The following is a 12048-nucleotide window of genomic DNA, read 5'->3' as shown; positions in this document are numbered from 1 at the left end:
CCAAAGTTGATCGCATGTATCTCAAATTCATCCCACTCATTCTGTTCTCCGTAGCCCTCAATGCGAGTGCGCAGCTTTTCCTTCGCAAAGGCATGCCGAATGTTTCGCTGGTGACCAACCAGGGCGTGCTTGAGCTCGCACAGGGCGCCATCCGCGTTGTCCTCAATCCGTGGGTCTTCAGCGGACTGTCGTGCTATGCGATCAGCATCGTGCTTTGGATGTACGTCCTCTCCAAGGTCCAGGTGAGTTTCGCTTATCCCTTCCTGAGCGTGGGATACGTGATTGTCGTTGGTGCTGCATATCTGTTCTTCCGTGAACCGGTCAGCGTAATGAAGCTGGCTGGAATCGCGCTGATCTGTGCTGGCGTCGTTCTCGTCGCGCGTGGGGGCTGAGCCGTGACCAAGCATATTGTCATTGGTGGCTCAGGCTTCACCGGATCGCATCTCGTCCGGACCCTCCTTGCACAGGGCCAGCAGGTTCAGACCGTTGACCTGCTGCCTCTGCCTGCAGAATTCTCCGGCAGGGTCGTCCATCACCAGCTGGATATTCTGGATACTGCGGCGCTGTCGCGCGTGCCATTGGATGAAGGTGATGTCGTCCACCATCTTGCGGCAAGGCAATTCCATAACGCCGTGCCGGCAAAAGAACAGGACGCCTGGTTCGCCGAGGTCAACGTTACCGGTACAGCCAATGTACTGAAGTGGATGCGTAAACTGCGCCAGCCACGCTTGATCTATACCAGCACGGACATGGTGTACGGGCTGCCGGAATCGCTGCCTGTACCTCCAACGCACCGACGCAACCCGTTGGGGCCGTATGGACGCAGCAAAGCGGCGTCGGAACAGCTGTGCGAACAAGCACGAACCGAGGGCTACCTGATTACCGTCCTGCGTCCACGCATGATTGTGGGCCCCGGACGCTTTGGCATCCTGATCAAGCTGTTCCGGCTGATGGACCTTGGCCTTCCCGTGCCAACCATCGGCAGCGGTCGGAACCGCTACCAGATGATCGCCGTGGAGGATGTCGTCAGCGCAATCCTTGCTGCGGTCGAGAAGGGATTCCCCGCCGTCGCACTGAGCTTGGGATCGGGCGATGCACCACCAGTTCGCCAGTTGCTGCGCAATACGATCAAGCGTATCGGCTCGCGCTCGATTGTAGTGCCGGTACCCGCCAAGCCGTTGAAGATGACCCTGTCGCTTCTGGAAAAGCTGGGCAAACCGCTGCTGCATCGGGAGCAGTATCAGATCGCCGACATCAACTACGTGGTCGACATTGCACCTACGCAGGAAGTTCTGGATTGGCATCCCACACGCAATGACGAGGACATGCTCGTTGCAGCGTACGCACATTACCGGAAGCAGATCTGAATGATCTGCATGGAGGGACCTGGATGGGGTCGCCTCCGTATCACTGGCCTCGCCGGAGAAAAGTCCGGCGAGGCGGGATAGAGATCAGCGCGGCAAACCACCACGATGCTGCCCCAGCAAGGAAATGGCGATGACCTCCTTGCACGGGAGCCGCTGCGATCTACGTCGGGCCGGACGCACTGGCGGCGCCTGATCAGTCATCGCTATAGACGATGACCGCGCCACCCTTTGCATCCTGGAAGAGCCTCAGTCGCCCTTCACCCAGCCCGGTTTCATTCACGGCGTCACCTTCCACCGCCATCGCGCACACTTCTGGCTCGTGCGTCCGGCAATCAACAAAACTCCTGGCCCCGGTAGCCACCACCACCGAATTCATCAAGTATTCGTTGTTGAAAGTGGCAGCTGGCTCTTTGCCACCCGGCATGCGGCCGGAAACCGCCAGTACTGAATACCGGTCTGCCGGCAATGGCAATAGCGTGTGGATCTTCTCAAACAGGAAGGAGGTCGTTTCCACCTGGGTCTGGAGGAACGTACGGGCCTGTGCCTGGAATCCAATACCGCCCGCCAGCAGGAGGAGGAATACGACCGCCCGTGAGATACGATTCCCACCTCCAAGAAGGCCGAAAAACAGCGCCAGTCCAAGTACCAGCGCGATCAGGCTGCGCGTGGTAATTACTGGTGCCAACGGAATCGAGAATGCGTGGAACGCCGCAGCGACCATTGCGAGCGTCAACAGGATCTGGACTGAACCCTTCCGGCGAACGGCGAATGGAACGAGCAGCAGCACGGTTGCCAACAGCAACCAACCATCCAGGTTCGAGGCCTTGCCAATGGAAGCTACACACTTCCCGAATGATCCAATGACGTAGCTTACGTTCTGCCATAAAGAGGGAAGATCCTTGGCCGGATGTGGCGATCGCCAGTCATCCACCTGCGGACCGAAATGCCCTGCCAGCAGCAGCAGCATCATCGACATGACCAAAGCGCCGAGTACCGCCCCTCCCACCCAGCTGAGCGTGTGTTGCAACCACAACCTCCATCGATCTCGAGCACTCCGCTGTTCGGACGCAAATTCGCCGATGAACAGGAGCGGGACCAGGAAGTAGTAGCTCTGCATCGTCCCGAACAGAAGGATCCCGAGCGCCGCATAGACCGCAACCGGTGCTATCGCCACTCGCCGCGTGACCACCTCGGCCAGGATCAGGACTGCAACTGCCGAGAACGCAGTGGCCGGCCACATGCTTTGTTCCACGACTGGCGGAGAGATCGAAACGACGGCCGAAATGATCAGTGCCAGTGCAACCGACAGGCCTGCGCGGCGCGCAATGCGATAGACCAGCAAAAGATGTGCGGCGATATACGCGGCGAACCAAGCCGACGCGTCAATACTGACAAGCACATCCTTGAAGATGTAGTTCAGCCACCGGCCATCCTGCAACAGCTTCAGCTGGAAATAGTGGTTGTAGTGAACTTCATCGTGACCGAACACATGCAGATTCGATAGTTGGCTATAAGCGGATGCCACGAGCAGCATGGACAGAAGCGCAGCCACCATCTTGAATCCGCCATGGCTCGGGGCATCAGTGCACATCGAGTGCAGCTGCGACCGCGCCCGCCCAGCCAAGTTACTCCAATCCATATCTTCCCCTAACTCCAGATTCGCCCAACTGAATTTGACCGGCCTAGCATCATCCAGGCCGAGGTACCGATGGCCGTGAACGGGCCCAATCGGCTCTTTGACTGCCCTGAAGACGTCGTATCCCGTGCGGAATGCTACTCGACTGGATGATGGCCAAGCCAATCCTTTGTGAGCCAACGGCATGGTTGGGCAGGCCCGCGCGGCTACCTGCAGCCGATCCAGCGAGCGATAGGACACATTGCCCCATGGACAGTCTCGTGCATCACAGGACTTCACTCCCGATCAGGAATGCAGCAGCAGGTGCCTGAGCCTTTGCACGAATTGACGATGGTCATAGTGTTCCGCCAGGAACAGGCGCGCCTTGGTAGACGCGGCTGACCAAGCCTGGTCGTCTTGATCCAGCGCCTGGATGGCAGCAGCAAACTTCGACGGGTCATCGGTAGTCGGCAGTATATCCTCGACTCCAGCCAGGCCCTGCGCGGCCGCACCGGTCAAGATGATTGGAACACCCTGCCCTATTGCCTCGATCACCTTCCCCTTGACCCCGCCGCCGAAACGCAACGGCGCGATGACCAGGCGCGTAGACGAGTAACAGCGCTCCAATGCAGCATCATCGATGCGACCGAGAATACGCACCGTGTCAGAGGCATGCTGGGGCACACGGTAGTTCTCCATACCGGAGCCCACCACGGTGAGGACCGGCGCCTGTCCCCCCCGCTGAAGCAAGGGCAGCACCTTGTGCAGAAACCAGTCCAGACCATCTGCGTTTGGTGCATGCGCCATGCTGCCAACGAACAGCAATCCCGATCTTTTGCCCGGGCCGGGCGTGTGCTGCATGGATCCTGCATCCACGGTCCACAGCGGGAACATCTCGCCGTTCCCAGCCAAGCCGCGATCAGCAAGGTAACGGTTCACTGTTTCAGCCTCATCTTTAGAGGGATACAGAACTACGTCGGCATTTCTCCACGCCCGCTGTTCCACCACTCTCATCAACAGACACTGCCAATGATCGGCAAGGGTGGCCTTGGACGTAGCACGCATCAACTGCAACCGCAGATAGTGGATGTCGTGCCCGTAATAGAGATGAGTACCGGCAATCGCCGCGCGCAGGACCGGTAGATACATAGCCGCGATCAGTGGGCGGCTTGACACCGACCCGATGAAACTCCCTCCGAACGTCGCCAACCATCCGTCCAGTGCCCCCGTTTCCCGTCGACTCAATGGGGTGATGCCTCTCCCTTCAAGGGCAGCTCTCCCAGCTGCGGAGGGCTCAATCGTTGCCGACCAGAAGACGACCTCCATGCCGGCATCGACCAACAGGTCAGCGAAGCATGAGATCGCACGCGATCCCGCATCACGGTCAATCTCGGGAAAATCATGGTCCACGAGGAGCACCCGCGGGCGTTCCGTCGACGGAACCTCCACGGGTGTTCCTGTGGGCCGTGACATCGACCAGCGACCGTACAACCCAGGGCCGAACATCAGCATGGCTTCCAGCAGCCGTCGCTTGACCTTGCCCCACCCCATTGCCGTCTCTGCCTCGCTCAATGCCAGGACTTGAGGTCCACGAAGAACTCCGGATACCCCTTCCACTTGTCGCGGAAGTAGGCTGCGTTGCGGTTGAACAGCTGCTTGTAGCGCTCGCTGCCCTCGCTGGCGCCGGTAGTCTGGTGCGGCTGGTGACGGACACCGGCCAGGTCACGGAACGCCACCGAATAACCAGCCTTCTTCACCTGGAAGCAGATATCCGTGTCTTCGAAGCACGTAGGGTCGTAGAACACATCGAAGCCTTCCAGACGCTCGAACAGGTCACGGGCAATGAACATGCAGCTGGTCCCCAGGAAACCCACGTCATCGCGGTATCCCTTGATGCGGGCCTCGTTGTTCATGCCGCGATTGGGAAGGTAGTCGGAGATGGGTCCACCCAGGTCATCACGCGTGGCGTCGAACCATCCTGCATTCCAGCCGATGGTGCCGACACCGGGGTTGGCCGCCAGGATGTTCACGGCTTCACTGAAGCAGGACGGAGAGGTCAACCACTGGTCGGAGTCGAAGAACGCAATATAACGGCCGGTGGAATGCTTGACGCCCAGGTTGCGACCCGAGGAGCATCCATTCTCACTGTTGCGCACAAGCTTCACCTTGGCATGCCCTGCGTACAGCGATTCAACCAGTTCGGCGCCGCCATCGCTGGACTGGTTATCGACAACCACGATTTCCTGCAGCCATTCCCCGGCGTGCTCCAGCAACGTGCTCACGCAGCGCTCAATGATGCGGCGGTTGTTGTGGATCAGCACAACCACGCTTACCGACACCGGATACTCCGGTTGCATCAACTGCTCGACATGGCCCAGCCAGGCGTGGCGGGCGATGAATGCGTAGTCTTCCGATGCAGTGGCGCCGGCCAGCTGTGCGGAAAGCTGCACGGCATCCACCCGATGCAGGTTGGGCGACGGTGCGAATGACGGCAGCGCATCGACAAACACCGGCTTCTCCAGCAGCAGCGCCGCCATTGACAGGTCGGCAAGGCGCGTGCGGTCCCCGGCCCCGCCGACGATGACAACCGCATGCGCGCCGGCGATCAGCGGAGCCATCTGCTGCGGCTGCCACGACCAATCGAGGGCACGTACCTGGCGGCTGTCGCGGCCATCCACGTTCATTCCCGTGACATGGAAAACGAGATCGGGGGACGCCTTCAGCGCGGCATCAAGCCAGGCGTCGCCGTCTCCGCCGAGGACAACGAACAGGACATGTTGTCGCCCGTCCTCATATGCCTGCGGCAGCCCATGACTGCGGTAGGAGTCGAAGATTTCATTGTCTCCAGCCGCGCCCAGGAAGCGCGACGGCAGGCCATCGACCTTCTGCTCCGGGGTTCCGGTGACAACGCGATCAGTAAGGACGCGCAGTTCCGCGGAGAGAGAATCCGCACCGAGTGCAGCGAGGTCGACGATCACTTCGGCACCGCGTTCACGTGCCGACCGGGCCAGGCCCAGCGCCTCCGGCGATGCATCGGCAAGCAGAACGCGAGTACCCTCGGCACGCACTTCCTGCAGCCAGGCGTGCGCATCGACAGCGAGACGCGCCGGCAGGCCGCTGCCATCGTCCGGCCAGGCACTTCCATCCACCGCGGTGATGCGCACGAAGAAGCCGGCACGATCGCCCGCCTTCGCGAAGTGCATCGCCCGGTTGGGCCAGCCGTCGGTGGTCAACGTGTTGGCGATCACCAGCAGGCGTTCGCGGCGAACCGGTCGCACCATCGGCGGTGGCGGTTCCGCCATCTGTTGCGTGGCAGCGGTCTGAGGAACACCCAGCGTCTTCATGCGTCGCGGGATCTGTTGCAGTGCGACCTTCAACCCGTGCCGCCTCCAGACCGAAGCCAACTTGAAGGGGGCGGCCAGCAGGCGCACCAGATCGCGGCGAAGCAACTGCAGGAACCTACGCAGGCGACGCCAGAGATTCAGCGCATCTGCGGTCTCCTGACGGCTGCGCGCCAGCTCGGCCTGCACCTGTTCGATTTGCTGCAGCAGGATCGCAATGTAGACCTCCTTGTCATCAATATAGGCCTGCTTGCCTGCCAACTGCTGCTGGATCTGCTGCAGCATCTGCGCACTTTCCTCCTTGACCTGCTGCAGTGCCTGCGCACTTTCCTCCTTGATCTGCTCCAGTGCCTGCGCACTTTCCTGCCTGATCTGCTGCAATGCCTGCGCATTCTCCTGCAGCTGGCCTTGAGCCGCATCCAGGCGGACCATGTCTTCATTCATCTTCTTTTGCTTCTCGACAAGTTGCTGCGTCAGGTTTGTGTTCTGCGTCGTCTGCTCGGCAAGCTGATGGTCCCGGAACAGCAGTAGATCGTGGGCGCGTTGGCTCTGCTGCCGGGTCTGTTCAAGCTCGACCAGTGCCTGTTGCAACCACAGTGACAACCAGTCTGTGGAGGTTGCGTCGAAGCGAAGGGGCACCGGCGGCAGGGAGGAGCAGCCGTCGAGCAGCTGCAGGTGCGCGCTGGCGGACACTTCCAGGCTGTCCACCACCTGCGGATCCGGCCGCCAGGCTTCGGTGACCAGCGATTCGATCGCCTGCACGAAGCGCTCCGGGCCATCGTCGGTCGACAGCCTCAGAATCGACGGCATTCCAGCCATCGCATGGGCATGCGACAGCTTGTCGTCGTACTCAAGGCCTGCGGTGGGCTTCCCCGCCAGCAGGGCAAGGATACTGGCATGCAGGCGCATGGACAGCACCGCGTCAGCGCTGGCGATTGTCTGCCAGGTCGCATCCGTTGTTGCCGGTGCGATCAGTTCATCATTGCTGCGCCCGGGTAGCTGCTGGCGCAGCGATTCGATCAAGGGCAGGTCGGACGTCGCACCACTGCCTTCGGTATGGGCCTGGAACGCCACCCATTGGATCCGCCATCCTGCAGGAACTGCAGTGCGCAACGCCTCCACCAGGGACGTTTTCCACTGCCCCTTGTCCCATTCACGCACCACCACCGCCAGTACCTTGTTCTGCGGCTGGCCTGCATCGTGCGCGGCCTGTTGCGCCGGCAATGGGTGATAGCGGCGGAACAACCATCCCGGATCGGCGGCAACGAGGATATCCCGATCCACGCCGATCTGGCGCAGCAGTGCCTTGGATGATTCATCCCGCACGGATACGGCGGCCGCATGCTGGAACAACTCGCGCACCAGGGTGCGTGCGCCCTCTGAACTCAGCGGCCCAACCCCCTGCCCCCATACGATTGTCGGCACTCCCAGTTGCCGCGCGAGCAGCATCGGCCGTGCATAGCCGGAAATGTCGTTCGCATAAGGGAGGTACACCGCATCGAGGTTGAAGGGATGATGGTCCTGGAAGATGCCGCCGCCCCCCATCACCAGTACGTCGCAATGCATCAATGCACGAGCGATGTCCCCGACATTGGCAAACTGCACGGCATCCACACCATGCATGCGACGGGTCAACGAGGGATCGATGCTGGCAACCACCGGCTCGCCGCCCAGTTCGCGGATGCGACGGACCAGCAGGTCCAGCAGCACCTCGTCGCCCACGTTGGGTGCTCCATAGAAACCCACGACCAGGGCCCTGAATACTGGCTTGGAGTGCGTCATCATGCAGTTCTCACTGGTGCGGTGAAGCGAGGGGCGGGAGCAAGCCAGCCATGACCGGAATGGGGCTGAGGCAATACATCCACATGGCCCGCGTAGGGCACGCGTGAGTGACGGTGGTACTCGCCCGTGTCGAGGTCACCGATGCCCAGTGCCAGCACATAGCGGTTGCCGGTGACATTCAACGTCAACTGCCAGTCGAAAACATAATCGCCCGGTTCCGTCGGCAGCGGCGAAAGGCTCATGTTCTGGGTGGTGCCAGCCCACAGGGCGATGTCATCCACGCTCTTCAACTGAATTCCATAGCAGGGCTGCTCGATACGCCGGCGTACATGGATGGCGACCTTCACCAGTACTTGTTCGCCATGGCCGAACGTCGTCCTTGGCTGCCCCTGCAGGTCGAGAATCTCCACGCCGGTGATTTCGCTTGCCGGCAATGCCGCAGCGTCTGCAGGCAGGCCATCGTCCTGCAAGCTGGCAAGGGCCTCGTCCGCATAGATCACGGCTCCGCCTTCTTCGTCCACCAGGTCGTCGGCATACTTCTTGACAACCTCGCGGCACGGTCCGTCCAGCACGACCCGTCCGCGACGCAGGTAGATGCCCCGGTCGCAGTATTCCAGCAGGGTATTGGTGGAGTGGGTAACCAGGATGATGCTGACGCCTTCAGACTGCATCTTGCGAATGCGGGTAAGGCACTTGGTCTGGAAGGCGGTGTCGCCCACTGCCAACGCTTCATCCACAACCAGGATATCGGGTGACACGTGGATCGCCACGGCGAACGCGAGCCGTACGAACATGCCCGAAGAGTAGGTCTTGACAGGCTGGTCGATGAATTCACCGATATCGGCGAATTTTTCAATTTCAGGCATGAGGCGGGTCATGTCCGCCGAACCCAGGCCGATGATGGCACCTGCCAGGTAGACGTTGTCGCGCCCGCTGAATTCCGGGTTGAAACCAGCGCCCAGTTCCAGCAGCGCCGATACCCGCCCGTTGACGGTCACGCTGCCGGTATTGGCCTGCAACGTACCGACCAGGATCTGCAGCAGCGTCGACTTGCCGCTGCCATTGCGGCCGATGATTCCAACAGTTTCGCCCGGCGCGATGTCGAAGTTGATGTCGTCCAACGCATGGAACACGCGCGCCGGCTGCGGCTGCATGCCCACCAGGCGCCGGAGCCGGTTTGCTGCCGGCTGCAACAGGCGCTGCGCCGGACGGTCGAAAATGCGGAAGACCTTGCCGACACCACGTACCGAAACCACCGGCGCAGCCGTCAACGGCGTATCTGCTGCCTGCATCACATCACCCCCGCATGCCGATAGGCGGCTCGCTTGGCGTCCAGGCTTGCCTGCTGTGAATACTCGCGCGCCATGAGATCCTGCCCTGCCGCCGACAGAGCTGCCAGTCGCGCTCGGTCCTGCGCGCATTCCAGCAATGTACGGGCAAACCCTTCTGCGTCATCACGCACCAGGATGTCCACGCCGTCGGTCGCGCCGATGCCCTCGCACCCCTTGCTGGTGCTGAGTACCGGGATGCCGGCAGACATCGCCTCGACGATCTTGACGCGGATGCCGCCGCCGGACAGCAGTGGCACCATCAGCAGATGCGCTTTGTCCAGCAGCGATTGCAGGTCGTCGACGAAGCCATGCACGAGAACGTTGCGGCCGTCATGCAATGCCTGCAGCGCCTCCGGAGGATTGCCGCCGCAGAAGTGCAGAACAATCTTCCGCTCCTGCAACTGGCCTGCCAGCAGCGGATGGATCTTCTCGGCAAACCAGGTCACCGCCTCCGCATTCGGGTACCAGCCAAAGCCTCCCATCCACAGTACGTGGAAGACATCATCCGGCTTGTCTTCAAAACGCGTGGTACCCAACGGAAAGTGCAGCGGCATGAGGTAGCGCGGGACCTTGTCGGTAACCCGCGACATGTCATGGCGAGAGATGAAGGTCATCGCCGAGAACCCGAAGGCATTGTCGATCTCGACAGCCTTCGCGGCTCGCCGGCTTCGGCTGGCAACCCATTCCATGAAACGCAGCTTCCATCCGGTCAGGCCTGCCGGCATCCAGAACGGAAAAATGTCAGCTTCGATGTTGTGGCTCAGCAGGATGCCCGGCACCTGTGGCAAGAATCGACGGAAGAACGCCAGATGGGTCGAGTTGACCTCGATCGCATCGATGCCCTGTTCCCGGACGATGCGACGTGCAGCCGCAACGGCGCTGCGGCTGTAGTAGCTGGCATCGATGAAAGGCAGACCCTGCAGTGCCTGCCGCGCCATCGACAGGGCACGCTGCACCTTGGGCAGCTCGAACGGCATCTTCGGACGAGGCTCGAGATGGACCGACCGGAACACTTTGTCGTAGAGCGCGCGATGCTGCTCGACTTTGCGTCGGTCGGCGTCGCCGCCGACGTAGCAGAACAGATGGTAGTCGATCTCCTCGGCGAACGGCAGAACTGCGTTCACCGCATAGATGTCGCCCCCCGTCACCGCCGGCAGCGAAGGCGCCAGCATGAACACGAGGACTTGTTTCTTAACCTGCGGTTTCATCGAAGATATCCGAATCAAAATACGGTGAGAACCTGGTGAGGTACTGGATATCCCGGTTGCGTTCACCGATCTTTCGGGCGGGTACGCCACCCACCACCTCATACGGTGCCACGTCGCGTGCCACGACCGCACCCGCCGCAACCACGGCACCTTCGCCGATGGTCACGCCCGGCAACAAGGTGGCGCGGGCACCGATCCAGGCATGGTCCTGGATGGTGACCACGCCGCCAATCGCGGGAAAGGTCGGTGCGTTGTGGTCATGGTGCAGGCTGAGGATGCAGGTCTGGAAGGAAACATTGACGTTGTTTCCAACAACCACGCCTACCCGGCCATCCAGATACACCTCCCGGTTGATCACGCAGTTGTCACCGATGCTGACGTGCGCGCGCACCGGATAACCGGTGACGAACCAGCGCATGCTGACGTGCGTGTCCTTGCCGATCGCCACCTTGAGCACGCGGGTCAGATAGAACCGGCGAACACATTCGATCGGAAAGCGGGCAACGACATTGTTGCCGAGGTAGTACTTCAGCCCCATAAGCACATAGAAGAAACGCTGGCGAAGAAGCCATTGCTTCAGGCGACTCATCGTGCAAGCTCCTTCTTAAAGGACATCAGCGAATCCACACTTGGTGCGACGGAACCAGACCATTCCCAGCAGGCAGACCACAGACGCGGCAGCAAACTGCCCCGCCAGCTGCCACCAGTCCGGCAGCTGACCGAACACCGCGACGGCACGGGCCTGCTCGATGATCGTCGTAAGCGGATTGGCCAGGAAGAGCGGGCGGATGTACTCGGGAATCTTGGTGACCGGGAAGAACACTGGCGAAATGAACAGCAGGATCTGCGAGAAAACACCCACCACCTGGTTGACGTCCCTCAGGTAAACGCCCACAGACGCCAGTATCCAGCTGATGCCCAGCGCATACAGCACCAGGGGGACCATCACTACCAGAATCAACGGAAAAGTGACCGGAACACCGTTCCCGACGAACACCAGTGCAAGCGCCAGAACGCTCAGACTGATGAACCAATGGAACAGCGCCGATGAACAGGAAACGATCGGCAGAATGCCGATCGGGAACACGACCTTCTTGACGTAGTTGACGTTTCCCGTGATCAATCCCGGCGCGCGGTTGATGCATTCGGCGATGAATCCATGGAGGATCAGGCCGACGAACAACAGGATCGCAAAATCCGCCTGACGCTGTGGCTGATCGCCCCAGCGAACTTTCAGGATCACCGAGAAGAACAACGTGTATACGCTGAGCATCAAAAGCGGATTGACGAAGGACCAGAACAAGCCGAGCACTGAGCCCTTGTAGCGGCCACTGACTTCACGCCGGGTGAGCTGGAAGATGAGACCAGCCAGATTCGAGGCACTCATGCGTCAGACACCATGGA

9 protein-coding genes are annotated in these 12048 nt (G+C 60.8%); 2 read left to right on the top strand and 7 right to left on the bottom strand.

Going from position 1 to position 12048, the window contains the following annotated elements:
* The first annotated feature begins 14 nt into the window (after positions 1 to 14).
* Positions 15 to 392 (top strand): SMR family transporter, encoded by a 378-nt coding sequence (locus AC5P8F_RS08875; protein ID WP_053494798.1) that lies wholly within the window; start codon positions 15 to 17, stop codon positions 390 to 392.
* 3 nt (positions 393 to 395) lie between these two features.
* Positions 396 to 1367: an NAD-dependent epimerase/dehydratase family protein gene (locus AC5P8F_RS08870; protein ID WP_069118022.1), complete on the top strand. Its 972-nt coding sequence runs from the start codon at positions 396 to 398 to the stop codon at positions 1365 to 1367.
* A 193-nt stretch (positions 1368 to 1560) separates the two neighbouring features.
* Here the strand turns inward: AC5P8F_RS08870 and AC5P8F_RS08865 are convergent, their stop codons facing one another.
* The 7 genes from AC5P8F_RS08865 to AC5P8F_RS08835 all read right to left on the bottom strand — a co-directional run bounded on the left by AC5P8F_RS08865 (position 1561) and on the right by AC5P8F_RS08835 (position 12031).
* The gene (locus tag AC5P8F_RS08865; protein WP_495227944.1) at positions 1561 to 2922 is read right to left on the bottom strand and encodes a hypothetical protein; all 1362 of its coding nucleotides are present in this window, start codon (positions 2920 to 2922) and stop codon (positions 1561 to 1563) included.
* A 366-nt stretch (positions 2923 to 3288) separates the two neighbouring features.
* Positions 3289 to 4554, bottom strand: coding sequence for a glycosyltransferase (locus tag AC5P8F_RS08860; protein WP_495227942.1), 1266 nt, complete (start codon positions 4552 to 4554; stop codon positions 3289 to 3291).
* Positions 4551 to 8105, bottom strand: coding sequence for a polysaccharide pyruvyl transferase family protein (locus tag AC5P8F_RS08855; protein WP_495228017.1), 3555 nt, complete (start codon positions 8103 to 8105; stop codon positions 4551 to 4553). The genes AC5P8F_RS08860 and AC5P8F_RS08855 overlap by 4 nt, the downstream gene beginning before the upstream one ends.
* Positions 8105 to 9397, bottom strand: coding sequence for an ABC transporter ATP-binding protein (locus AC5P8F_RS08850; RefSeq protein ID WP_053494792.1), 1293 nt, complete (start codon positions 9395 to 9397; stop codon positions 8105 to 8107). Before AC5P8F_RS08850 ends, AC5P8F_RS08855 begins: the two co-directional genes overlap by 1 nt.
* On the bottom strand, positions 9397 to 10644 hold the full coding sequence (locus AC5P8F_RS08845) for a glycosyltransferase (protein WP_053494791.1): 1248 nt from the start codon (positions 10642 to 10644) through the stop codon (positions 9397 to 9399). Before AC5P8F_RS08845 ends, AC5P8F_RS08850 begins: the two co-directional genes overlap by 1 nt.
* On the bottom strand, positions 10628 to 11233 hold the full coding sequence (locus AC5P8F_RS08840) for an acyltransferase (RefSeq protein WP_069118025.1): 606 nt from the start codon (positions 11231 to 11233) through the stop codon (positions 10628 to 10630). The genes AC5P8F_RS08845 and AC5P8F_RS08840 overlap by 17 nt, the downstream gene beginning before the upstream one ends.
* Before the next feature lie 15 nt (positions 11234 to 11248).
* Entirely contained in the window at positions 11249 to 12031 is a 783-nt protein-coding gene (locus AC5P8F_RS08835; protein ID WP_053494789.1) for an ABC transporter permease, read from the bottom strand.
* Positions 12032 to 12048: the final 17 nt, after the last annotated feature.

This window comes from Stenotrophomonas sp. YJH_SMC_69, assembly GCF_059370495.1.
The sequence above is the reverse complement of the archived record's forward strand: the minus strand, read 5'-3'. Positions and strand labels throughout refer to the sequence as shown.

What these genes read in the sequence shown, in the direction of transcription:
- AC5P8F_RS08845 (WP_053494791.1), bottom strand. Translation starts at nt 10,644, where the DNA reads ATGAAACCGCAGGTTAAGAAACAAGTCCTCGTGTTCATGCTGGCGCCT.
- AC5P8F_RS08850 (WP_053494792.1), bottom strand. Translation starts at nt 9,397, where the DNA reads ATGCAGGCAGCAGATACGCCGTTGACGGCTGCGCCGGTGGTTTCGGTA.
- AC5P8F_RS08835 (WP_053494789.1), bottom strand. Translation starts at nt 12,031, where the DNA reads ATGAGTGCCTCGAATCTGGCTGGTCTCATCTTCCAGCTCACCCGGCGT.
- AC5P8F_RS08855 (WP_495228017.1), bottom strand. Translation starts at nt 8,105, where the DNA reads ATGACGCACTCCAAGCCAGTATTCAGGGCCCTGGTCGTGGGTTTCTAT.
- AC5P8F_RS08875 (WP_053494798.1), top strand. Translation starts at nt 15, where the DNA reads ATGTATCTCAAATTCATCCCACTCATTCTGTTCTCCGTAGCCCTCAAT.
- AC5P8F_RS08840 (WP_069118025.1), bottom strand. Translation starts at nt 11,233, where the DNA reads ATGAGTCGCCTGAAGCAATGGCTTCTTCGCCAGCGTTTCTTCTATGTG.
- AC5P8F_RS08865 (WP_495227944.1), bottom strand. Translation starts at nt 2,922, where the DNA reads ATGGTGGCTGCGCTTCTGTCCATGCTGCTCGTGGCATCCGCTTATAGC.